Here is a 22601-nt window from a genome sequence, read left to right as displayed (position 1 = left end):
GGAGGCGCGCAAGCCATGGACGATCCGAAAGTGCTGGTGTCGACGCACTGGCTGGCCCGGCATCTGAACGATCCGGACCTGAGGGTCCTCGATGCCAGCTGGTACTTGCCCGACATGGGGCGTGATGCGAAGGCAGAATACGCCGCCGCGCACATTCCCGGCGCACGGTATTTCGATATCGACGCGGTTTCGGACGCGCGTTCGGAGCTGCCGCACATGGCGCCGGAGCCGGAGAAGTTCATGTCGCGGATGCGGGCCATGGGCGTGGGCGACGGGCATCAGGTTGTGGTCTACGACGGCGCCGGGGTGTTCTCGGCGGCGCGGGTCTGGTGGCTGTTCAAGCTGATGGGCAAGGACGACATCGCGGTGCTCGACGGCGGTTTCCCGAAGTGGCAGGCCGAGGGCCGCGAGGTCGAGGATCTGCCGCCGGTGATCCGCGACCGCCACATGACGGTGCGCCGTCAGGCGCATCTGGTGCGCGACGTGACGCAGGTGAGCGCGGCGGCCAAGCTGAAGGACCACGAGATCGTCGATGCCCGCGGTCCGGCCCGTTTCCGGGGCGAGGCGGCAGAGCCGCGCGCCGGTCTGCGGTCCGGCCATATTCCGGGCTCGAAGAACGTGCATTATGCCACCCTGCTGACGTCCGAGGGCACCCTGAAGGACCCCGACGCGCTGCGTGCTGTCTTTGAGGCGGCGGGCGTCGACCTGTCGAAGCCGGTCATCACCTCTTGCGGATCGGGCGTGACGGCGGCGATTTTGAACCTTGCGCTGGAGGTGCTCGGGAAGAGCGACCATGCGCTTTATGACGGGTCGTGGGCGGAATGGGGTGCCTTTCCGACGCTGCCCGTCGCGACCGGAGAGAAGTGATGTTCGAACTGCTGAAAGAGCAACCCGCAGACAAGATCCTGATGCTGATGCAGGCGTTCCGCGAGGACCCGCGCGAGCAGAAGATCGACCTTGGCGTCGGCGTCTACAAGGATGCCGAGGGCCGCACGCCGATCATGCGTGCGATCAAGACCGCCGAGAAGCAGCTTTGGGAGACCGAGACCACGAAGTCCTATACCGGTCTGGCCGGTGACGTGGGCTTTGCCGACGCGATGTTCGGCCTGCTGATGGGCGACGCGGTGCCGCGCAACTGCGTGGCGGCGGCGGCGACCCCGGGCGGAACGGGCGCGGTGCGTCAGGGCTTCGACATGATCCGCATGGCCGACCGCGAGGCGCGGGTGTTTGTCAGCGATCCGTCGTGGCCCAACCACATCACCATGCTGAAGCACCTTGAAATGCACATGCAGCCCTATCGGTATTTCGATTCCGAGACCCGGGCGGTGGATTTCGCCGGCATGATGGAAGACCTCGCCGATGCGCGGGTGGGCGACGTGGTGCTGCTGCACGGCTGCTGCCACAACCCGACCGGCGCGAACCTGAACCTGTCGCAGTGGCAGGAGGTCATCGACCTGCTGGTGAAGAACGGCGTCACTCCGATGATCGACATCGCCTACCAGGGCTTCGGTGACGGTCTGGACGAGGACGCGGCCGGTCTGCGCATGGTCGTGTCGCAGATGCCCGAGGTGCTGGTGGCGGCCTCGTGCTCGAAGAACTTCGGGGTCTACCGGGAACGCACCGGCCTGTTGATGGCCGTGGCGCAGGACCCGGTGCGGCAGAAGGCCAACCAGGGAATGTTGAACCACCTCAACCGGCAGAACTTCTCGTTCCCGCCGGACCACGGGGCGCGGCTGGTGACGATGGTGCTGGACGATCCGGCGCTGCGGGCCGACTGGGAAGAGGAAGTGCGCGAGATCCGCGAGGGCGTGCTGGGCCTGCGCGAGCAGCTTGCCGCCGAACTGCAGCGGCTGACGGGATCGGACCGCTTCGGCTTTATCGCGCAGCACCGCGGCATGTTCTCGCGCCTCGGCGCGACGCCCGAGCAGGTGGAGGCGATGCGCCAGTCGCATGGCGTCTACATGGTTGGCGATTCGCGGATCAACGTGGCGGGCCTGAACGCCAAGACCGTGCCGGTCCTGGCCGAAGCGATGGTGGCCGCCGGGGTCTGACGGCCTTCGGGGCCTTCTAGGCTGCAAATGAAAGCGGGGGGCCGGCAGATGCCGCGCCCCCCGCCTGTCTTTCAGTACCTGCGGTTCCGGTCACTCGACAATGATCGTGCCCTTCATCGAAGGGTGTATCGCGCAGGCGTAGGCGTAGGTGCCGGGGGTGTCGAAGGCGATCTCCGTACTGTCGCCACGGTTGAGACGCCCGGTATCCCAGCCGTCGCCCGTTGCGGTGTGCGGTGCGCCGTCTTCGTTCATGAAGGCGACGGCGGTCCCGGCCTTGACCGTGAGGGAGGCGGGCGCGAAGGCCATCCCCGACATGGTCACGGCGGCGCCGGCATGTCTGGCGGCGCGGGCGGTCAGAGCCGTGAGGGGCAGGAGGGCGAGTCCGGTCCCGACAAGGCGGAACATGGCGCGGCGGTCAATCTTGGTCATGTGAAAAGTCCTTTGATAATGAAAAACGCATCTTCGTGTTCCCATGACCTTCCATGTCCCGCCACATGTTTCAGGCGCGATCACGCAGCCGTGTGGCCATGTACTGCTTTGCTGTCCACCGGTGCCTCTGTGCGGTCGTTCATGCCGTAGTCGCGCAGTACGTGCGCCACGCGCAGGCGGTAGTCGGCGAAGATGCCCTTGCGCCCGGCGGACTGGGCGGCGCGGTGCTTTTCAAGCTGGCGCCAGCGTTCGACGGCCGCCTCGTCCTCGAAGAAGCTGATCGACAGGAGCTTTTCGGGATTGGTCAGCGACTGGAAACGCTCGACCGAGATGAAGCCTTCGACCTGTTCGACGAGCGGCCGCATGGTGGCGGCGATGTCGAGGTAGGCGTCTTTCTTGCCCTCGGCGGGGGTCACTTCGAAGATGATGGCGATCATGGCTGGAGGTCCGTGTTGTCGGTTCGGATGGGCGGCGGGACGGTGGGCACCGGTCGGTTTCGGGTGGTGGTTCCCGATGCCCGGCACTCCGGTCCGCCTGCGTGCTGTGCGCGCCAGTTTCGGGAAGCGGCGGGCGCTATGCAAGGCGAAGTTGCCGACGCGGGCGTCGGGGCGGAGCTGGTCTTTTGGTGGACCCGTCGGTGTGCGCCGGTATGGGCGTACTGTCGGCGTGCGCCGGTATGACCGGACCGCCGGCAGGGCGCAGGCACCGGCCTAGCTTTCCTCGCCGTTGCCCTTGCGGCTTTCCCACGTGCGTGTGACCGGAGAGGACATATCGCGGGAATGGCGTCCACGTGCCGCCGCCAGTTGCTCCCGCGCGTCGCGGGGCTGGTCGGGGGCGAAACCGGGGCTGGGGGGGCGCCCGTCGGGCGGCGTCAGGATGTGCCTGAGCAGCGCCACCGGGTGCGCGCGCAACGACAGGCGCATGGCGACGTAGTCCTCCACCACCTCCTCGCCCTCGGTCATCCGGGGCAGGTCGGCCATGACCTCGCGGATCGCCTCGCCCTCGATGTCGCGGGCGAACAGCGGCAGGTCGGGGCCGCGGGTCAGCGCCTTGGCCTCCCACAGCGCTTCGCGCCGGTTCAGCCCGATGCTGGCGAAGGCGTCGGCCTCCGACAGGCGGCCCAGCATCTTCGGCGACAGCCCCGCCCGCCGCCAGACGTCGCGCACCGTGCGGTAGCCGTTGCCGCGCGCGCAGGCGATCCACTGGGCGTCGTCCTCGCTCAGGCCCTTGATCTGGCGGAAGCCCAGCCGCAGCGCCAGACCGCCCCGCCCGTCGGGTTCCAGCGCGTTGTCCCAGTAGCTGGCGTTGATGTCGATGGGCCGCACGGCGACGCCGTGTTCGCGGGCGTCGCGGACAATCTGCGCGGGCGCGTAGAAGCCCATCGGCTGGGAGTTCAGCAGCGCACAGGCAAAGACCGCCGGGTGGTGGCACTTCAGCCAGGCCGAGGCATAGACCAGCAGCGCGAAGCTGGCGGCATGGCTTTCGGGAAACCCGTAGGAGCCGAACCCCTCGATCTGCGAGAAGCAGCGGTCGGCGAAGGCCTCGTCATAGCCGTTGTCGCGCATCCCCTTCATGAAGCGGGTGCGGAATTCGCTGACCGAGCCGTGCTTCTTGAACGTCGCCAGCGACCGGCGCAGGCGGTCGGCCTCGGTGGGGGTGAAGTTGGCGCCGGTGATCGCGATCTGCATCGCCTGCTCCTGGAAGAGCGGCACCCCCAGCGTCTTGCCCAGCACCTCCCCCAGCGCGTCGGAGGGGAAGCTCACCCGCTCCTCGCCGTTGCGGCGGCGGATGTAGGGGTGGACCATGTCGCCCTGGATCGGACCGGGCCGGATGATCGCCACCTCGATCACCAGGTCGTAGAAGTTTCGCGGCCGCATCCGGGGCAGGAAGTTCATCTGCGCCCGGCTTTCCACCTGGAAGACGCCCAAGCTGTCGGCGCGGCAGAGCATGTCGTAGACCTCCGGGTCTTCGGGCGGCAGGGTGGCCAGCGTGTGCGTGGTGCCGTGGTGCAGCTTCAACAGGTCGAAGGCCTTGCGGATGCAGGTCAGCATCCCGAGGCTGAGCACGTCGATCTTCAGGATCCCAAGCGCGTCGATGTCGTCCTTGTCCCAGCAGATCACCGTGCGCCCCTCCATCGAGGCGTTCTCGATCGGCACCAGCTCGTCCAACCGGCCCTCCGTCACGATGAAGCCGCCGACGTGCTGGGAGAGGTGCCGGGGGAAGCCGATGATCTCGTGGATCAGCTCCATCGTCAGTTGCAGGCGGCGGTCGGTGGGGTCGAGGCCGATCTCGCGCATTCGCTGCTCCTCCATCCCGGAGGTGGAGAAGAACCCCCAAAGCTGGGAAGACAGCGCGCCCAGCGTGTCTTCGCTCAGGCCCATGGCGCGCCCGACCTCGCGGATCGCGCGCTTGCCGCGGTAGTGGATGACGGTGGCGCAGATCCCAGCGCGGTGGCGACCGTAGCGTTCGTAGATGTGCTGGATCACCTCCTCGCGGCGCTCGTGCTCGAAATCGACGTCGATGTCGGGCGGCTCGTCGCGGGCCTCCGAGACGAATCGCTCGAAGACCATGGTGCCGATCTCGGGGCTGACGGAGGTGACGCCCAGGCAGTAGCAGGTGATCGAGTTGGCCGCCGAGCCGCGCCCCTGGCAGAGGATGCCGCGCTCCCGCGCGAAGGCCACGATGTCGCGGACGGTGAGGAAATAGGGCTCATACTTCAGTTTCGCGATGAGGGCGAGTTCATGATCGAGCTGGGCGCGGGCCTTGTCGGGGGCGCCCTGCGGGTAACGCCAGGCCAGCCCCTCGTGCGCGAGGCGGGACAGCCGCTGGGTGGCGGTCTCGGTCCCGGTGATCTCGGAAGGGTACTCGTACCGCAGGGAGGCGATGTCGAAGGTGCAGCGCCGCGCCAGTTCGCCGGCACGGGTGACGGCGGCGGCATGCGGCCCCAGAAGGCGGCGCATCTCGTCGCCGGAGCGCAGGCGTTGCTCGGCGTTGGCCAGCGCGTGGCGACCCAGCTTGTCGACCCGCTGGCGGGTGCGGATGGCGGTCAGTACGTCGGCCAGGCGGCGGCGGCGGCCGTGGTGCATCATCGGCTGGGCCGTGGCGACGGTGTCGATGCCCAGCCGTTCCGCCAGCCGGGCCAGCGCGTCGAACCGACGCGCGTCCTGCCCGTCGTAACGGGGCGCGAGGGCGAGGTGCAGGCGCCCGGGCGACAGGGCGTCCCGGTCCGGCGGCACCCCCGGCGCGCCGTTCGCATCCATACCGTCGGAAGGAACAGCGGAGGTCCGGGCAAAGCGGCGCGACACCTGTTCCGCCCGTGACAGCCAGCCGCCCGCGCCGCCCGGCGCTGTGGGGACGCGTGGCGGATGGAGAATGGCCTCCCATCCGCCCATGTCTTCGGGCAGGTCGGCCAGGGAGATGTCGCAAGAGCCCTTCCCGGCCCGCCGCCGCCCCAGCGAGATGATTCTGCACAGATCTGCCCAACTCCGCCGTGAAGTCGCGAGCACCGTCATCTGAAGCCCTTCGCGAAACACCAGCCGGGCACCGGGTATTACCCGCGGCACGGTGTCGACCGGTGCCCGGGGCGGCGCCGGCAGTCCGGGCGGCATGGGCGGCCCGATCAATCCGTCGCGGGCGATGATCTCCTCCCGTTCGCGGATCTGGTAGGCGATCTCCTTCGCCTCGCTGTGGGCTCGTACGATCCCCGCGACGGAGTTCTCGTCGCAGATGGCAATGGTCTCGATACCGAGAAAGGCGGCGCGCTCCACGTATTCTTCTGGATGCGACGCACCTGTGAGGAAGCTGAAGTTGGACGTAATGCAGAGCTCGGCGAACATGCCCGGCAGATTAGTTCATGATTTGTTCCATTTGGAGTCGGAATGCACCACTCTGCCCTGCAGCCCGCCGGACCCGCTTCACTAACAAAAATAGGTATTTGGACCAAGATGAAGACCAAGCCGCGCCATATTCTTCATCTTGGTTCAAATACCTTGGGGGGTACGGGGGGCAAAGCCCCCCGACGGTCGGATCGGCGTCAGCCGATCCGAAACCGGTCATCCCCTGCGATGTGGTCCGAAGAGCGCGGCCAGTCCCAAGAGTGCTCCCGATACCGTGGCAATCATCCCGGCGGCGGAGACCGACGCGGTGTTGCCCAGCCAGAGCGGGCCATATCCGGCCAGCACGTATCCCAGAACGGCCGAGAGCGTCGCGAAGCCAAGCGACCATGTCACCTGGTGTTCCAGCCGGTTGGTCATCAGGCGGGCGCAGGCGGGGGGGCAGATGAACATCGCGATCACGATGATCGAGCCGACAGCGTCGAAGGCGGCCACCGCCGCGAGGGCCGCCATTGTCACGATACCCAGCGAAATCAGGGTCACTGGCAGGCCGAGGGTGCGGGCGAAGGCTTCGTCGAACGTGGCGAGTTTCAGTGGCCGCCAGAACAGCCAAGTCGCCGCTGCGACCACGACCAGCGCTGCCGCCATGCGGCCCAGTTCCGGTGGCAGGGTGGCGAGCGCGGCGGGATCTGTCAGGGCGCTCCAGGAAAAGCCGTCGAGCCAGATCAGGCTTTCCAGGTTGCCGTAAAGCGCATGTTCCACGTCGAGGTGCACCGACGCGGTGTCGGTCTGTTCCAGCAGCAGCACGCCTCCCGCGAACATCGCGGTAAAGACGACGCCCATCGCCGCGCCGGGTTCGACGCGGCCGAGGCGGCGGATGGCCTCGATCAGGACCACGGCCACAAGGGCTGCGCCGGCGGCGCCCAGCATCATCGGTACGGCGGCGATCGTTCCGGTCACCAGGAAGGCAACGACGATACCCGGCAGCACGGTGTGCGAGATGGCGTCCCCGATCAGCGCCTGCCGCCTCAGCAGCAGGAAGTTGCCGGGCAGGGCGCAGGCCATCGCCGCAAGCGTGCCGATCAGCATCGGCGGCAGGGACAGGGCAAGGAATTCGGAGTTCACTGGGCGTCTCCCGCGGTCGGGAAGGGAGGAGGAGACCGGCGGACTGAACACGCGGCACGGGCGTGTCGCGTGACACTTGGGCGACACGCCCGGCGGGCTTTGCAACCGGGCCGGGCTTGGCCAGTCGTGGGAGGGATCGGAGCGGACAGACCGGTCATGCCACCGCTCCCCTGGGACCCAGGCGGGCGTCGATGGCGGCGATCTGGTCGCGGGTCAGGATGTCCTCGATCCGGGTCAGGCCATCGTCGCGCGCGGCGAGTTCGGAAAGCTGCGGCGCGCGGCGGAGTTCCTGCCAGCGGGCTTCGTCCAGTGCTTCTTCCGCGGCGCGGGCGCGGCCCTTTGCCGTGGGCACCCCGTCGGCGCGCAAGAGACCCCGGGCGCGGAGCATCCGGCGTGTGAGGTCTTCGTAGACCGGTTGTCCGTGGGCCAGCGCCAGCAGCCCCTGCCGCAGGTGGACCCGGTGTTGCAGCCGACGGTGGCGCAGCAGGGACGCCATGACACCGCGTCCGGGCGCCGCGATCAGCGACAGGGTGAAGAAGGCGAAGGCGGTCAGCACGATGATCGGTCCGGTGGGCAGTTGCGGCGCGGTGGCCGAGATCGCGGCGCCCGCGTAACCGGCCGCGCCGCCGAGGACGCCCGCCAGCAGTGCCACCCGTTCGGCCCGGTCGGTCCAGAAGCGCGCGGCGACGGGCGGGATGATGAGCAGGGCGACGATGAGGATCAGCCCGACGATCTTCAGCCCGGTCACGGTCACCGCCATCACCAGCGTCATCAGCGCCATGTCGAAGGCATGCACGCTGAGACCCCGCTGGGCGGCATAGCCTTCGTCGAAGGCGATCATCAGCAGCGGCCGGCGCAAGAGCAGCGTGGCGGTCAGCGTCAGGGCGCCTCCGGCGGCGATCAGCAGCGCGTCGCTTTGCAGCATGCCCGCGGTCGAGCCGAGCAGGAAGCTTTCCAGCCCGGCCTGCCGTCCGGCGGACATGGTCTGGATCACGGTCAGCAGCACCACCCCCAGCCCGAAGAAGACCGAGAGCACGGCGCCGATTGCGGCGTCTTCGGACAGGCGGGTGCGGCGGGTCAGCCAGGCCGTCAGCCACAGGCCGAGCCAGGCCGACACGGCGCTGCCTGCCATCAGACCGGCGAGGTTACGGCCCTCGCCGCCGAAGGCCACCATCAGGAGGAAGGCGCAGGCGAGGCCGGGCAGGGTCGAATGGCTGATCGCGTCGGACACCAGTGCGCGCTGGCGCAGGAAGAGGAAGGCACCGACCGTCCCCGCCGCCAGCCCGAGCGCCGCGGCCCCGAGCGCGACCAGCGTCGCATTATAGCCAAGTTGCAGGGTCAGCGCGTCGATCAGCATGGGGTGGGGGCGTTTCCTTGGGACAGATCCGGGTGCGGGGCAGACGGCGTTCGGGCGGCCTGTTTCAGGCTGGCCGGCCTTGGGGCCGTCTTTCGTCAGGCCGTCGTTCGTCAGGCAGTCTGGGCTCAGGCAGGCGGGTGTCGGGCAGCCGTCCGCCGTAGGTGGCTGTCAGCGCCTTTTCGGTGAAGTTCGTGTCCGTCGGCCCCTCGGCCACGCGGCGGCGGTTGATCAGGAAGACCCGGTCGAAGTAGCGCGGCACGGTGGCGAGGTCGTGGTGCACCGACAGCACTGTGCGGCCCTCGTCACGCAGCGCATGCAGGACGGAGATGATTGCGCTTTCGGTGGCGGCGTCCACGCCGGCGAAGGGTTCGTCCAGCATGTAGAGGTCGGCCTTCTGCGCCAGCGCCCGGGCGAGGAAGACGCGCTGCTGCTGGCCGCCGGACAACTGTCCGATCTGGCGGTCGGCGAAACCGTCCATCCCGACGCGCGCGAGACAGGCGAGCGCCGCGTCGCGGTGGGTCTTGCGGGTGCGTCTCAGAAGCCCCAGTTCGCGCCAGAGGCCCATCAGCACCACGTCCATCACAGTGGTCGGGAAGTCCCAGTCGATGGAGGCGCGCTGCGGCACGTAGGCGATCCGGTGGCGGGCCGCTTCGAGCGGTGCACCCCAGGCCGTGACACGGCCCGCAAGCGGTTTGATGACGCCGAGCGCGGCTTTCAGCAGCGTCGACTTGCCCGCGCCGTTCGGGCCGATGATCGCCGTCATCGTGCCGGGGATCAGCGTCATGTCGACGGAGAAGATCACCGGCTCGCCGCCGTAAGACACGGTCAACCCGCGCAAGGCCAGCGGGGCCGCCGAGAGGTCTTCGGTTACGGGCTGCCCTGCGGAGGTGGCGAGGTCGAGGCCATGGGTTTCGGATCGCTGCATCTTAGATCCCGGCATTGAGTTTGCCGTTCATGCCCCGGTCGGGGGCGGTGCCGCCAAGCGCTTTGCAGATCGTGGTCACGTTGTGGTCGATCATGCCGATCCATGTGCCTTCGTAGGTGCCGGGCTGACCCATGGCGTCGGAGAAGAGTTCTCCTCCGATGCGGACATCGGCCCCGCGCGAGGCCGCCCCTTCGATCAGCGCGCGCACGTTGCGGTCGGAGACCGAGCTTTCGACGAAGACGGCGCCGATGCCGCGCGTCACCAGCGCGTCGACCAGCGCGGCGATGCGCTGGAGGCCCGCCTCGGACTCCGTGGAGATGCCCTGAATGCCCATGACCTCGAAACCGTATTCCGCGCCGAAGTAACCGAAGGCGTCATGCGCGGTGACGAGCACGCGCGCCGGTTCGGGCACGGTGGCCAGGACGTCGGTCGCATAGGCCTGCAGCGCGTCGAGCTGCGCCAGATAGGCTTCTGTGTTGGCGGCGAAGGTGTCGGCCTCCTCGGGCCGCAGGTCGGTCAGCGCGTCGCGGGTTGCCTCGACCGCGTGGCGCCAGAGGCGCGGCACCATCCAGACGTGCGGGTCCGGCCGGCCCTCGTAGACCGTGTTGTACAGGATGTCGGTTTCGGGGATGGCCTCGGCGACGGGCACGACGGGCACGCGGCTCGACAGGGTTTCGAACAGATCTTCGAGTTGTGCTTCGAGGTGGAGGCCGTTGCGCAGCGCTACGTCGCCGCGCGTCAGAGTGACGATGTCGGAGCGGGTCTGCCGGTAGCCGTGCGGATCGACCCCCGGACCCATCAGCGCGGTCACCTCGGCCAGCGCGCCCGCAACGTTGCTGGCAGTGTCGGCGATCATGCCCGTGGTGGCGGTCACCCTGAGCGGCGCGGCTGCGTGGCCCATGCGCGGAACCAGAGGCAGGGCGGCGGCGGCCCCGAGGAAGGTACGGCGTGTAAATGTCATGTAAGCTGTCCTTTCTCTGCTCAATATGCGAGCCATTCGCAAGAAGTCAACGTTCATGCGACTTAGTCGCAAGAAAGGTGGGGGTTTGGCTGCGTGTTGCTCTTTGAAACGGCGAGGGGGGGGCGTCTTGCGGACCGGAGCGACGGGTCGCGTGTTGCCGCTTGATGCGGCGGGCCGATCCGTGCCAAGCCCGGTGCCGACGAGGCGGGGCCGGACAGGGAGGGGCGCTTGACCGATTTCGCGACCCTGACGCTGGACGGCAGCGGGCTGGAGCGGCAGCCGAGGGTGAAGGACCTCTATTGGGAGGACGATTACCTCGATCGGTTCGATGGCCGGACGTTGTGGCTGGACGCGGTCTGGCGGGCCGGAGTCGTCCGGCTGATCTGCCCGAGACTGAACAACCTCGACGCCCCTCTGCGCAGGGCACGGTTTGCACTGGACGGGCAGGCGGTGCGGGCGCGGTTCCGGACATATGACCGGCACACCGTCATATCCCTGCGCTCGGCGCGCTGTCCTGCGACGGTCTCGGTCGAGGTGGACGGCTGGCGCGGCGAGAGCGTCGTGCACGGGCCGGAGCCCGATTTCGCCGGGCGCAACGTTCTGGTCACCCTGTCGAAGGACAACGAGCCGGGCTGGATCGAGGACTGGGTGCGCTTCCACATGATCCATCACGGCGCCGACGCGGTGCTGTTCGTCGACAACGGGTCCGAGGTCCACGGCCCGGACGTGGTGCGGCAGGCGCTGGAGGCGAGCGGCGTGCCGGTGGCGCGGGTCTTGTCGACCTCCGTGCCATACGGGCCGCGCGGGAAGAAGCCCTACGCCAACTCCGAGCTGTTCCTGCAGTTCTGCGTCCTGAACGCGGTGCGGCACCGGTTCCTGTGGGACGCCCGCGCCGTGCTGAACTGCGATCTGGACGAGCTGGTGATGTCGGATGGCCGGATCTTCGACCGCGCGGTGGCGAGCCGTTTCGGCTATGTCGCCTTCCCGGGCTACTGGGTGCACCCCGCGCCGGGGTTCGAGGGCGTGCCCTCGCACGCCGTGCATGGCTGGCGCGACGATCCCGCGAAGACGTGTCCGGACAAGTGGTGCATGGTGCCTTCGGGGCCGTTGTGCGGGTTCGAGTGGCGCCAGCACCGGCTGGAGCGGCTGCCCTTTCCGACGTGGTTCCGGGCGAAGGACGCCTGGTTCTGGCACTGCCGCAACATCACCAACGGCTGGAAGCTTTTGAAACGCACGAAGGTGCGCGACGATACCGTGCCGGACGCGGGGCTGCAGGAGGCGGTGGCGGTGCTGCCGCTGCGGCGGGGCTGACGTGCGCGCCTTTCGCGCGGGTGCGATAGCCTTCGGTCCGGCGAACCGTGGCGGCCGGGGCAGGGTGGCGCGGAGCCCCACCCTACGTCAGGTCCGCGCGCCCGGACGCGTTGCGCATGGCGACCGGCGCGGAGCATGAGTATTTGGAAAGCAGAGAAACGGGAGATGTCCTATGCAGGCCAATCCGGTATGGTCCCTGGCGATGGTGTGCGTGTTCGTTGTCATGGCGGCGTCGAACTGGCGGCGGACGCGCATCCGGAGGATGGCGCGCGATCTGCCCACCGCCCTCAGGCGGCGGCTGGGCGAGGCCCCTGAGTACGAGGCGCCCGACGAAGACGCCTTCCGCGACTACGCAGCGCGGCACCGGCGGCTGACGCGGGTCATGCACGTGGCCTGGGGGCTGGCGGCGGTTTGGCTGGTCTATGTGGGGTATCTGGCTTTGGGAGGACAATGACTTGGCAAAAAAACAGGACCTTCAGGAGTGGATCATCGCAGCCTTGAAGGCGCACGGCGGTGAGGCGCACCTGACTCGGATTGCTCAGCATATCTGGGAGAATCATGAAGCTGAACTTCTGGCGTCAGGTGATCTGTTTTATACGTGGCAGTACGATATGCGATGGCAGGCACAGCACCTCAAAGCCGCCGGGAAACTGGAAAAACATAGAAAAAGTTGGCGTCTGACCGGCAAGTGAAGTCGGGCGAAAGCGGCCGGATTGGTTGGGGCGGGGAGGGGCCGTGAACGGCATCCGTGGTAGCGGAGCAAGCAGTCAATCGAGCGAAGTGACCCTCGCCATCCATACGCCGTGCGCCCGGAAAACGGGCAGGTCCTGGCCTGAGTGGCGCGGCTTTGCCTTCTGCATCGGCGCGACATTGAGAATTCACATTTGCGCTGCTATATTCATAGGCAGCCCGGCGCCGGGGCGTGTCACAGGCGCGCTATCCGAAGGAGGACGATGTCCTGTCTGCAATGGCACATGCGGGTACATCCGCTGAACAGGGTCAGCCGATGACGGCGCCGACCCAACCGGACCCGACGAGCAGCGAGATCCTCGCCGCGGTCCTCTCCACACTCTCCGACAACAAGGCCGAAGACGTCGTGCAGGTCGATCTGCGCGGAAAGTCTTCTGTCTGTGACTGGATGGTGATCGCTTCCGGCCGGTCGACCCGGCAGGTGGCCGCGCTCTCGGACAAGCTGGCCGAGACCCTGAAATCGGAGCTGGGCGTCCAGTGCAAGATGGAGGGCAAGGATATCGGGGACTGGGTTCTGATCGACGCGGCGGACGTGGTCGTGCACGTGTTCCGTCCCGAAGTGCGCGAGTTCTACCAGCTCGAAAAGATGTGGATGCCCACGACCGCTTCGGCCTGATGGAAGGTCCGGACGCGACGTGAAAGTGCACCTGTGCGTGGTGGGCCGGCTGAAGGCCGGTCCGGAACGCGCCCTGATCGACGATTATGTGAAGCGGTTCGACCGCAGCGGCCGGTCGCTTGGCCTTGGCCCTGTGCGCGTCGTCGAGGTGGACGACCGCAAGGGCGGCGGCATGGCGGCTGAGGCCGTGTTGCTGCGCAAGGCGCTGCCGTCCGCTGCCAAGGTCTGTGCCCTCGACGAACGTGGTGCAGTGATGACCTCTCCGGAGTTCGCGACGAAACTGGCGGATCTGCGCGACGGCGGCTGTTCCGACCTGGCCTTCGTGATCGGCGGTGCGGACGGGATCGACCCGGGTCTGCGCGCCGAAGCGGATTTCACGCTCAGCTTCGGCGCGATGGTCTGGCCCCACATGCTGGTCCGGGTGATGCTGACGGAGCAGCTTTACCGGGCGGCTTCGATCCTCGCTGGCGCGCCGTATCACCGGGCCTGACGGCAGGCGCGTACTTCAGCTGTAGGCGATCCACAGCAGGATGACGCCGAGGATCACCCGATAGATGACGTAGGGCGTGAAGCTGACGCTGCGCAGCAGGCGCATCATCAGGGTCAGGGCGAGCAGCGCCGCGACGAAGGCGAAGGCGGCGCCGATCAGGGCGTCCTTCACCGACACCGCGTCCTCGCCGGTGAGCACGTCGAGGCTCAGCAGCGCGCCGGAGGCGAGGATCGTGGGGATCGACATCAGCATGGCAAGCTTGGCGCCGTCGGTGCGTGTGTAGCCCAGCATCCGTGCGGCGGTGATCGTGATGCCGGAGCGCGAGGTGCCGGGGATCAGGGCCACGGCCTGCCACAGCCCCATGACGATCGCATCCTTCAGCGACCAGTCGGCGTCGGTCTTCTCTTCCGGGCCGGTACGGTCGGCCCACCAGAGCACCAGCCCGAAGACCAGCATCGCCCAGCCGATCACGGCGGTGGAGCGCAGCATCTCGTCGATGCCAAGCACTTTCAGGGCGAAGCCCGCGATGATCACCGGAATGGTCGCAACGATCAGAAGGAAGGCGAGCCGCGCGCCGGGTGTGTCCATATGTCCCGTCAGAAGCCGGGGCAGGCCGGTGACGGCGTCTTTCACATCTGCACGGAAATACAGCAGGACGGCCCCCAGAGTGCCCACGTGAACCGCAACGTCGATGGCGAGGCCCTGATCCTGCATTCCGGTCAGGATTGGCAGAAGAATCAGGTGACCCGAGGAGGAAACCGGGAGAAACTCGGTAATACCTTGGATCAACGCGAGAATCAGAAGTTGGGTCAGCGGCATTGGGCGGCTCCGAAGAAAAGAATAGCTTCGGTATAACCCCCTGTTTCAGAGAGAAAAGCCGGAAAGTAGGTCCGGATTGTTACCTAAATTCTGAAGTCCTCGGTCGAATATTGGTGTGCGGGACCATAAAAACCGACATTTAGGTCAGTACTTTTGACTTTTATTTGGTGTGAAGCTTCGGTAGAGAGGCGGCGATACGAGGTTGACCCCTGCAAGAGGTTTCACGACACATGGCCAAGCAGCCGATGCTGAAATTCGTCACCACCGAGCGCCAGATGCCGGACAAGCGTGACGCGAACGTCCGCAACAAGGATTTCCAGGAGATCTATGCCGAGTTCGCCGATGCCCGTGCAAAGGAGCAGGCGGCGCGGTGTTCGCAGTGCGGCGTGCCTTATTGCCAAAGCCATTGCCCCCTGCACAACAACATCCCCGACTGGCTGCGGCTGACCGCGACCGGGCGGATGGAAGAAGCCTATGAACTGGCGCAGTCGACCAACACTTTTCCGGAGATCTGCGGCCGCATCTGCCCGCAGGACCGTCTGTGCGAAGGCAACTGCGTGATCGAACAGTCGGGCCACGGCACCGTCACCATCGGCACGGTCGAGAAGTACATCCTCGACACCGCCTGGGAAAACGGCTGGGTGAAGCCCGCCGCCCCCGCGCGCGAGCGTACGGAATCCGTGGGCATCATCGGTGCGGGCCCCGGCGGCCTGGCCGCGGCCGACATGCTGCGCCGCGCCGGTGTGCAGGTCACGGTCTACGACCGCTACGACCGCGCGGGCGGGCTGCTGACCTACGGCATCCCCGGCTTCAAGCTGGAGAAGGACGTGGTCATGCGCCGGGTCAAGCAGCTGGAAGACGGCGGCGTGCGCTTCGTGATGAACTGCAACATCGGCGAGGACATGTCCTTCGACGATATCCGCGAACAACATGATGCGGTCATCATCGCCACCGGCGTCTACAAGTCGCGCGACCTCGGCGGGCCGGGCGCGGGCGCCAAGGGCATCGTCAAGGCGATCGAGTACCTCACCGCGTCCAACAAGTCGGCCAACTTCGGCGACAAGGTGGCGGAGTTCGAGGACGGCACGCTGAACGCCAAGGGCAAGAAGGTCGTGGTGATCGGCGGCGGCGACACCGCGATGGACTGCGTCCGCACCGCGATCCGTCAGGGCGCGGAGAGCGTGAAGTGCCTCTATCGCCGCGACCGTGCCAACATGCCCGGCTCGCAGCGCGAGGTGCAGAACGCCGAGGAAGAGGGCGTCGTCTTCGAATGGCTGACCGCACCGGCGGGCTTCAAGGGCGGCGATGTCGTCAGCGCCGTGACCGTGCAAAAGATGCGCCTTGGCGCTCCGGATGCCTCGGGGCGCCAGCGTCCGGAGCTGATCGACGGATCGGACTACGACGAGCCGGCGGACCTGGTGATCAAGGCGCTTGGTTTCGAGCCCGAGGAGCTGCCGACGCTCTGGGGTGTGCCGGGTCTGGACGTCACCCGCTGGGGCACCGTCAAGGCAGAGTTCACCACCGGCCGCACGGCGCTGCCGGACGTCTATGCCATCGGCGATATCGTGCGCGGTGCGTCTCTGGTGGTCTGGGCGATCCGCGACGGGCGCGACTGTGTCGAGGCGCTGTTAAAGGATCTTGACGCGAAGACGGCCGTGGCGGCGGAGTAACCTCCAGGCTGTGGGGATTGCCGGTACATTCCCGCAAAGGATGCGCTTTCCGGCCGTTTCGACCCCCTGAACCGGCCGGTTGTTAAACTCCTGAAGCGGCGCCCACGCGGGGCGGCGCGCGACGTTCACACAAGTTAAGGGTCCGCAGTGCTGACCCGAACCGCCAAGAGGGTTGAGAATGCGTAAATCGGTGCAGCAGCACATCGGGACGGCGGGGCTTTCGGCTCTCCTGTCGTGCTGCCTGCCGATGGCGCTGGCGGCGCAGGATGCGGTCTTTGCCCCGCCCGAGGGCTGCACGGCCTACCTGACCGTCCAGCACCGCGATTGCCGGGTGGAGCACCACTATACCTGCACCGACGCGGGCACCGACCGCTTCCGCGAGGTCTTTACCGACGAAGGCCCGGTCTACCAGAGCCGGATCGACGCGCAGGCGCAATGGATCAACAGCCGCGAACTGCCGAACGGCGGACTGACGGAGACGCTGCTGCCGGCGCGGGACCACGCGTCGATGGACACGCTTCTGGAGACCGGCGCGGACACAATGGATTTCGAGCAGCGCACCCCGGATGGCCGCCTGCAGCGCATCACCGGCGAGGACCGGATCGTCGACCGCAACGTGGTCATCGACGGAGAGCCGCTGTACCGCACGGAGTTCGTGGTGAATTTCCTTGCGCCCGATGGCGGTGTGATGGGCACCTACACCGGGTCGGAGTATGTCTCGCCCGTGCATCGCCGGTTCTTTGCCGGGCGCGGCAAGGCGGTGTTCGACGGGGTGGAGACGTCCTTCGACCGGACGCCGAAAGAGTTCATCTACCCGGGCGAGCCGGGCTTTGGGGCGCTGGAACCTGTCTACGATTGCGGGGTGATGATGAGTGCGCTTGAGATCGTGCCGTCCGCCGGTGTTTCGGGGGTGGCGCGTTGAGCGCGCTCAGGTCCGGGCCGCAGACCGGCGGCTGTATGTGCGGCGCGGTGCGCTTCACCGCCACAGAGGTGCCGGTGAACGTCGGCGCCTGCCACTGCGAGATGTGCCGCCGCTGGACGGGTTCCGCGCTGATCGGGGTCACGGTGCGGACGGAGAACGTGATCTGGGAAGGGCCGGTGTCGGTCATCGCCTCGTCGGAGTGGGCGGAGCGCGGGTTCTGCGGGCGCTGCGGATCGGGGCTTTATTTCCGGGTCACGCAGGAGGGTCAGTGGTTCGGCAACACCGAGCTGCCCATCGGCGTGTTCGACGACGCGGACGGCTTCGTGATGACGAACGAGATCTACATCGACCACAAGCCGGACAGTTTCGCCTACGCGGGCGAGGGCCGGCGTCTGATGACGCGGCAAGAGTGCGTCGAGCAGTTCGGCGTGCTGGAGGGCGGCGGCCCGGAGGATTGAGGTCCGCGCCCGTGGCGGCGTCCGGATCGTGAGTATTTGGAAAGCAGAGAAGCCCGGGGCTTCGGCGCTTTCCGGGGATGGGGCCATGAGGTCCACGAGAGAACGGGGCCGGTTGGCCAGTAAATGAGCGGGCCGGTTGGCCCGGTGGGACTGAGACGGCGCTTCGGCGCCACGAATGGAGGGCGTGAGCCATGACCAAGTACGATGCAGAGTGGGTCCGGTCCGAGGAAGCCAAGCGCGCGTGGATGTCGGAGAACGGCATGTACCACGAGAGCGAGGAGCATTCCTCGTGCGGGGTGGGTCTTGCGGTCAGCCTGGACGGCAAGCCGTCGCGCAAGGTCGTGGAGGCGGGTATCGGCGCGCTGAAGGCGATCTGGCACCGCGGCGCCGTGGATGCCGACGGCAAGACCGGCGACGGCGCGGGCATTCACGTCCAGATCCCGGTGCCGTTCTTCTACGATCAGGTGGAGCGCACCGGCCACAGGCCGCGCAAGGACGAGCTGCTGGCGGTGGGGCAGGTGTTTCTGCCGCGCACCGATTTCGGCGCGCAGGAGGCCTGCCGGACCATCGTGGAGACCGAGGTCCTGCGCATGGGCTATTACATCTACGGCTGGCGGCACGTGCCGGTGTCGGTCGCCTGCCTCGGCGAGAAGGCCAACGCGACGCGGCCCGAGATCGAGCAGATCCTGATCTCGAACGCCAAGGGGGTGGACGAGGAGCAGTTCGAGCGCGAGCTTTACGTGATCCGGCGGCGGATCGAGAAGGCGGCGGCGGCGGCGGGCATCGCCGGGGCGGGCGGGCTCTATATCGCGTCGCTGTCGTGCCGGTCGATCATCTACAAGGGCATGATGCTGGCGGAGCAGGTCAGCGAGTTCTACCCGGACCTTCAGGACGAGCGGTTCGAGAGCGCCTTTGCGATCTACCACCAGCGCTATTCGACCAACACCTTCCCGCAGTGGTGGCTGGCGCAGCCGTTCCGCATGCTGGCGCACAACGGCGAGATCAACACGCTGAAGGGCAACGTCAACTGGATGAAGAGCCACGAGATCCGCATGGCCTCGTCGGCGTTCGGCGAGCTTGCCGAGGACATCAAGCCGATCATCGCCAACGGGTCGTCGGATTCGGCGGCGCTGGATTCGGTGTTCGAAGTGCTGGTCCGGGCCGGGCGCAACGCGCCGATGGCGAAGACCATGCTGGTGCCGGAATCCTGGTCGAAGCAGGCCATCGAGCTGCCGGAGTCCTGGCGCGACATGTATTCCTACTGCAACTCCGTGATGGAGCCGTGGGACGGCCCCGCGGCGCTGGCGATGACCGACGGGCGCTGGGTGTGCGGCGGGCTGGACCGGAACGGTCTGCGTCCGATGCGTTACGTGGTGACCGGCGACGGCATGCTGATCGCGGGTTCCGAGGCGGGCATGGTGCCGGTCGACGAGGCGACGGTGCGCGAGAAGGGGGCGCTTGGTCCCGGCCAGATGATCGCCGTCGACATGAAGGACGGCAAGCTTTACCACGACGTCGAGATCAAGGACCGTCTGGCGGCCAGCCAGCCCTTCGGCGAGTGGGTCGGCAAGATCACCGAGCTGGACGATGCGCTGAACGCCATCACCGAGAAGCCGATCTTCGAGGGCGCCGAACTGCGCCGGCGGCAGATCGCGGCCGGGTATTCCATTGAGGAACTCGAGCAGGTGCTGGCGCCGATGGCGGAAGACGCCAAGGAGATGATCGCGTCGATGGGTGACGATACCCCGTCTGCCGTGCTCTCGAAGAAGTACCGCCCGCTGTCGCATTACTTCCGGCAGAACTTCAGCCAGGTGACGAACCCGCCGATCGACTCCTTGCGCGAATTCCGCGTGATGTCGCTCAAGACGCGGTTCGGCAACCTCAAGAACGTGCTGGACGAGTCGTCGAGCCAGACCGAGATCCTCGTGCTGGACACGCCGTTTGTCGGCAATGCCCAGTTCGCCGAGCTGCAGAAGCATTTCAACGCGCCCTGCGTGACGATCGACTGTACCTTTGCGTCCGGGCCGGATGCCCTGCGGGACGGCCTGTCGCGCATCCGCGCGGAGGCGGAGGATGCCGTGCGCTCCGGTGCGGGTCATATCATCCTGACCGACGAACGGGCTTCGGAAGACAAGGTCGCGATGCCGATGATCCTGGCCACCAGCGCGGTGCACAGCCACCTGACGCGCAAGGGCCTGCGGACATTCACCTCGATCAACGTGCGGTCGGCGGAGTGTATCGATCCGCATTACTTTGCCGTGCTGATCGGCGCGGGCGCGACCATCGTGAACCCCTACCTGGCCGAGGACAGCCTTGCGGACCGCATCAAGCGCGGTCTGCTGGACATGACCCTGACCGAGGCGGTGGCACGCTACCGCGAGGCCATCGACCAGGGCCTGCTGAAGATCATGTCGAAGATGGGCATCTCGGTCATCTCGTCCTATCGCGGCGGGTTGAACTTCGAGGCGGTGGGCCTCAGCCGCGCGATGTGCGCCGAGTACCTGCCCGGGATGCTGTCGCGCATTTCCGGCATCGGTGTGAAGGGCATCCAGAAGAAGGCCGAGGAAGTGCACCGTCTGGGTTTCCTGGCCGGGCGCGACGTGCTGCCCATCGGCGGCATCTACAAGGCGCGCAAGTCCGGCGAGACCCATGCGTGGGGCGCGCAGGTCATGCACCTGATGCAGGCGGCCTGCGACCGGGCGTCCTATGAGCTGTGGAAGCAGTATTCCAACGCGATGCAGGCCAACCCGCCGATCCATCTGCGCGACCTGCTGGCGATCAAGCCGCTGGGCAAGGCGATCCCGCTGGAGGAGGTCGAGTCGATCACCGCGATCCGCAAGCGGTTCGTGACGCCGGGCATGTCGCTGGGGGCGCTGTCGCCCGAGGCGCACAAGACGCTGAACGTCGCGATGAACCGTATCGGCGCCAAGTCGGATTCCGGCGAGGGCGGTGAGGACCCGGCACACTTCGTGCCGGAGCCGAACGGCGACAACCCGTCGGCGAAGATCAAGCAGGTGGCCTCGGGGCGCTTCGGTGTCACCGCCGAGTACCTCAACCACTGCGAAGAGCTTGAGATCAAGGTCGCGCAGGGTGCCAAGCCCGGCGAGGGCGGTCAGCTTCCGGGCATGAAGGTCACCGACCTGATCGCGCGGCTGCGGCACTCGACCAAGGGCGTGACGCTGATCTCCCCGCCGCCGCACCACGACATCTATTCCATCGAGGACCTTGCGCAGCTGATCTACGACCTCAAGCAGATCAACCCGCGCTGCAAGGTGACGGTGAAGCTGGTGGCCTCGTCCGGTGTCGGCACCATCGCGGCGGGCGTGGCGAAGGCGAAAGCCGACGTCATCCTGATCTCTGGCCACAACGGCGGCACTGGGGCATCGCCTGCGACGTCGATCAAGTACGCCGGCCTGCCGTGGGAGATGGGCCTGTCCGAGGCGCACCAAGTGCTGGCGATGAACAACCTGCGGTCGCGCGTCACGCTTCGGACCGACGGTGGCCTGCGGACGGGCCGTGATATCGTGATGGCCGCCATGATGGGCGCCGAGGAGTTCGGCATCGGCACCGCCGCGCTGATCGCCATGGGCTGCATCATGGTTCGGCAATGCCAGTCGAACACCTGCCCGGTGGGGGTCTGCACGCAGGACCCGGCGCTGCGCGACAAGTTCACCGGCAACGCCGACAAGGTGGTGAACCTCATTTCCTTCTACGCGACGGAAGTGCGGGAGATCCTCGCCGGAATCGGCGCGCGGTCGCTGTCTGAGGTGATCGGCCGGGCGGACCTGCTGACGCAGGTGTCGCGCGGGGCGGAACACCTCGACGATCTCGACCTGAACCCGCTGCTGATCCGCGTCGACGGCTCCGACACCATCGAGTACAACCGGGACAAGCCGCGCAACGCGGTGCCGGATACGCTCGATGCGGAAATCGTGCGCGATGCGGCGCGGTTCCTGAAGGACGGCGAGAAGATGCAGTTGTCCTACGCGGTGATGAACACGCACCGGACCGTGGGCACGCGGACCTCGTCGCACATCGTGTCGAAGTTCGGGATGCGCAACGCGCTGCAGCCCGATCACCTGCACGTCAAGCTGACCGGCTCGGCCGGGCAGTCGCTGGGCGCCTTCGCGGCCCCGGGGTTGAAGCTGGAAGTGTCGGGCGACGCCAACGACTACGTCGGCAAGGGCCTGTCGGGGGGCACCATCGTGGTGCGCCCGCCGCTGGTCTCGCCCTTGGCCGCGGCCGAGAACACGATCATCGGCAACACCGTGCTGTACGGCGCGACGGACGGCTATCTCTTTGCCGCCGGCCGGGCCGGAGAGCGGTTCGCGGTGCGCAACTCCGGCGCGAAGGTCGTGGTGGAGGGCTGCGGCTCGAACGGGTGCGAGTACATGACCGGCGGCGTCGCCGTGATCCTCGGACCCATCGGCGCCAACTTCGGCGCCGGCATGACGGGCGGCATGGCGTATCTTTACGATCCGCAGGGGCTGGCGAAGGACATGATGAACATGGAAAGCCTGGTGACCTGCCCGGTGACCGTGTCGGCCTGGGAAGACCAGCTGAAGGACCTGATCGAGCGCCACCTGGCCGAGACCCGGTCGCAGCGCGCGGCAGAGATCCTGCAGCACTGGGACCTGGAGAAGGCGCACTTCGTTCAGGTTTGCCCGAAGGAAATGCTGAACAAGATCCCGCATCCGCTGGGGATCGAGGAAGGCCTCGCCGTTCCGGCGGAGTGATCGCGGGCGTCGAAAGCAACGGGTCCCTGCCTGTGGGCGGGGGCCACTCCGGATTGTAGGACACGCGTCCTTCCCGCCTGCCGACCATTGGATCGGCGGGCTTTTTTTGTCCTTCGTCTCGCCGGAATTGTTTTGCCGTCCCGGGGGC

General features: G+C 67.2%; 19 protein-coding genes. 11 read left to right on the top strand and 8 right to left on the bottom strand.

The features are described from left to right. Positions 1 to 15: 15 nt before the first annotated feature. Positions 16 to 867 carry a 3-mercaptopyruvate sulfurtransferase gene (gene sseA, locus ABFK29_RS19760; protein ID WP_005860055.1) on the top strand — a complete coding sequence of 284 codons (852 nt, stop codon included), beginning with the start codon at positions 16 to 18 and terminating at the stop codon, positions 865 to 867. After that, on the top strand, positions 867 to 2051 hold the full coding sequence (locus tag ABFK29_RS19755; RefSeq protein ID WP_005860053.1) for an aromatic amino acid transaminase: 1185 nt from the start codon (positions 867 to 869) through the stop codon (positions 2049 to 2051). Before sseA ends, ABFK29_RS19755 begins: the two co-directional genes overlap by 1 nt. A 90-nt stretch (positions 2052 to 2141) precedes the next feature. On the opposite strand, the gene ABFK29_RS19750 is transcribed toward ABFK29_RS19755, so the two are convergent. From ABFK29_RS19750 to ABFK29_RS19720, 7 genes are all read right to left on the bottom strand, one after another. Beyond that, the gene (locus ABFK29_RS19750; RefSeq protein ID WP_005860051.1) at positions 2142 to 2480 is read right to left on the bottom strand and encodes a cupredoxin domain-containing protein; all 339 of its coding nucleotides are present in this window, start codon (positions 2478 to 2480) and stop codon (positions 2142 to 2144) included. Positions 2481 to 2560: 80 nt separating this feature from the next. Continuing rightward, a complete protein-coding gene (locus ABFK29_RS19745) occupies positions 2561 to 2917 on the bottom strand; it encodes an antibiotic biosynthesis monooxygenase family protein (protein WP_005860050.1) in 357 nt (118 codons plus the stop codon). 273 nt (positions 2918 to 3190) lie between these two features. Beyond that, entirely contained in the window at positions 3191 to 6316 is a 3126-nt protein-coding gene (locus tag ABFK29_RS19740) for an error-prone DNA polymerase (protein ID WP_005860048.1), read from the bottom strand. Positions 6317 to 6532: 216 nt separating this feature from the next. Further along, positions 6533 to 7402, bottom strand: coding sequence for a metal ABC transporter permease (locus ABFK29_RS19735; protein ID WP_083803574.1), 870 nt, complete (start codon positions 7400 to 7402; stop codon positions 6533 to 6535). 190 nt (positions 7403 to 7592) lie between these two features. Beyond that, positions 7593 to 8795, bottom strand: a complete 1203-nt coding sequence (locus tag ABFK29_RS19730) for a metal ABC transporter permease (RefSeq protein WP_005860044.1) — start codon at positions 8793 to 8795, stop codon at positions 7593 to 7595. 64 nt (positions 8796 to 8859) lie between these two features. Then, positions 8860 to 9720, bottom strand: a complete 861-nt coding sequence (locus ABFK29_RS19725) for a metal ABC transporter ATP-binding protein (protein WP_005860042.1) — start codon at positions 9718 to 9720, stop codon at positions 8860 to 8862. 1 nt (position 9721) lies between these two features. Next, positions 9722 to 10681 carry a metal ABC transporter solute-binding protein, Zn/Mn family gene (locus ABFK29_RS19720; protein ID WP_040604689.1) on the bottom strand — a complete coding sequence of 320 codons (960 nt, stop codon included), beginning with the start codon at positions 10679 to 10681 and terminating at the stop codon, positions 9722 to 9724. 228 nt (positions 10682 to 10909) lie between these two features. Here ABFK29_RS19720 and ABFK29_RS19715 point away from each other — a divergent pair, with 228 nt between their 5' ends. The 5 genes from ABFK29_RS19715 (at position 10910) to rlmH (ending at position 13848) form a co-directional block, all read left to right on the top strand. Further along, positions 10910 to 11992 carry a hypothetical protein gene (locus ABFK29_RS19715; protein ID WP_005860038.1) on the top strand — a complete coding sequence of 361 codons (1083 nt, stop codon included), beginning with the start codon at positions 10910 to 10912 and terminating at the stop codon, positions 11990 to 11992. Positions 11993 to 12164: 172 nt separating this feature from the next. Continuing rightward, positions 12165 to 12446: a hypothetical protein gene (locus tag ABFK29_RS19710; protein WP_005860036.1), complete on the top strand. Its 282-nt coding sequence runs from the start codon at positions 12165 to 12167 to the stop codon at positions 12444 to 12446. Position 12447: 1 nt separating this feature from the next. Next, positions 12448 to 12684 carry a hypothetical protein gene (locus tag ABFK29_RS19705; RefSeq protein ID WP_005860035.1) on the top strand — a complete coding sequence of 79 codons (237 nt, stop codon included), beginning with the start codon at positions 12448 to 12450 and terminating at the stop codon, positions 12682 to 12684. 314 nt (positions 12685 to 12998) lie between these two features. Further along, entirely contained in the window at positions 12999 to 13358 is a 360-nt protein-coding gene (gene rsfS / locus ABFK29_RS19700) for a ribosome silencing factor (protein WP_040604688.1), read from the top strand. Between the two features lie 19 nt (positions 13359 to 13377). Further along, entirely contained in the window at positions 13378 to 13848 is a 471-nt protein-coding gene (gene rlmH / locus ABFK29_RS19695; RefSeq protein ID WP_040604687.1) for a 23S rRNA (pseudouridine(1915)-N(3))-methyltransferase RlmH, read from the top strand. Positions 13849 to 13863: 15 nt separating this feature from the next. Here the strand turns inward: rlmH and ABFK29_RS19690 are convergent, their stop codons facing one another. Further along, the gene (locus ABFK29_RS19690; RefSeq protein ID WP_005860029.1) at positions 13864 to 14667 is read right to left on the bottom strand and encodes an undecaprenyl-diphosphate phosphatase; all 804 of its coding nucleotides are present in this window, start codon (positions 14665 to 14667) and stop codon (positions 13864 to 13866) included. 230 nt (positions 14668 to 14897) lie between these two features. Here ABFK29_RS19690 and ABFK29_RS19685 point away from each other — a divergent pair, with 230 nt between their 5' ends. The 4 genes from ABFK29_RS19685 (at position 14898) to gltB (ending at position 22453) form a co-directional block, all read left to right on the top strand. After that, positions 14898 to 16337 carry an NAD(P)-dependent oxidoreductase gene (locus tag ABFK29_RS19685; RefSeq protein ID WP_005860026.1) on the top strand — a complete coding sequence of 480 codons (1440 nt, stop codon included), beginning with the start codon at positions 14898 to 14900 and terminating at the stop codon, positions 16335 to 16337. 178 nt (positions 16338 to 16515) lie between these two features. Then, positions 16516 to 17259 (top strand): hypothetical protein, encoded by a 744-nt coding sequence (locus ABFK29_RS19680; protein WP_050772433.1) that lies wholly within the window; start codon positions 16516 to 16518, stop codon positions 17257 to 17259. Further along, positions 17256 to 17717: a GFA family protein gene (locus tag ABFK29_RS19675; RefSeq protein WP_232281572.1), complete on the top strand. Its 462-nt coding sequence runs from the start codon at positions 17256 to 17258 to the stop codon at positions 17715 to 17717. Before ABFK29_RS19680 ends, ABFK29_RS19675 begins: the two co-directional genes overlap by 4 nt. Before the next feature lie 191 nt (positions 17718 to 17908). Beyond that, positions 17909 to 22453, top strand: coding sequence for a glutamate synthase large subunit (gene gltB / locus ABFK29_RS19670; RefSeq protein ID WP_005860019.1), 4545 nt, complete (start codon positions 17909 to 17911; stop codon positions 22451 to 22453). Positions 22454 to 22601 lie beyond the last annotated feature (148 nt).

The organism is Sagittula stellata E-37, assembly GCF_039724765.1.
Lineage (GTDB): Bacteria > Pseudomonadota > Alphaproteobacteria > Rhodobacterales > Rhodobacteraceae > Sagittula > Sagittula stellata.
Note: the sequence above shows the minus strand (reverse complement) of the source record. Positions and strands in the feature narration are given on the sequence as shown.

Excerpts from the sequence above, each read along its gene's own strand:
- sseA (WP_005860055.1), top strand. The coding sequence starts at position 16 with ATGGACGATCCGAAAGTGCTGGTGTCGACGCACTGGCTGGCCCGGCAT.
- ABFK29_RS19755 (WP_005860053.1), top strand. The coding sequence starts at position 867 with ATGTTCGAACTGCTGAAAGAGCAACCCGCAGACAAGATCCTGATGCTG.
- ABFK29_RS19750 (WP_005860051.1), bottom strand. The coding sequence starts at position 2,480 with ATGACCAAGATTGACCGCCGCGCCATGTTCCGCCTTGTCGGGACCGGA.
- ABFK29_RS19745 (WP_005860050.1), bottom strand. The coding sequence starts at position 2,917 with ATGATCGCCATCATCTTCGAAGTGACCCCCGCCGAGGGCAAGAAAGAC.
- ABFK29_RS19740 (WP_005860048.1), bottom strand. The coding sequence starts at position 6,316 with ATGTTCGCCGAGCTCTGCATTACGTCCAACTTCAGCTTCCTCACAGGT.
- ABFK29_RS19735 (WP_083803574.1), bottom strand. The coding sequence starts at position 7,402 with ATGCTGATCGGCACGCTTGCGGCGATGGCCTGCGCCCTGCCCGGCAAC.
- ABFK29_RS19730 (WP_005860044.1), bottom strand. The coding sequence starts at position 8,795 with ATGCTGATCGACGCGCTGACCCTGCAACTTGGCTATAATGCGACGCTG.
- ABFK29_RS19725 (WP_005860042.1), bottom strand. The coding sequence starts at position 9,720 with ATGCAGCGATCCGAAACCCATGGCCTCGACCTCGCCACCTCCGCAGGG.
- ABFK29_RS19720 (WP_040604689.1), bottom strand. The coding sequence starts at position 10,681 with ATGACATTTACACGCCGTACCTTCCTCGGGGCCGCCGCCGCCCTGCCT.
- ABFK29_RS19710 (WP_005860036.1), top strand. The coding sequence starts at position 12,165 with ATGCAGGCCAATCCGGTATGGTCCCTGGCGATGGTGTGCGTGTTCGTT.
- rsfS (WP_040604688.1), top strand. The coding sequence starts at position 12,999 with ATGACGGCGCCGACCCAACCGGACCCGACGAGCAGCGAGATCCTCGCC.
- ABFK29_RS19690 (WP_005860029.1), bottom strand. The coding sequence starts at position 14,667 with ATGCCGCTGACCCAACTTCTGATTCTCGCGTTGATCCAAGGTATTACC.
- ABFK29_RS19685 (WP_005860026.1), top strand. The coding sequence starts at position 14,898 with ATGGCCAAGCAGCCGATGCTGAAATTCGTCACCACCGAGCGCCAGATG.
- ABFK29_RS19680 (WP_050772433.1), top strand. The coding sequence starts at position 16,516 with ATGCGTAAATCGGTGCAGCAGCACATCGGGACGGCGGGGCTTTCGGCT.
- gltB (WP_005860019.1), top strand. The coding sequence starts at position 17,909 with ATGACCAAGTACGATGCAGAGTGGGTCCGGTCCGAGGAAGCCAAGCGC.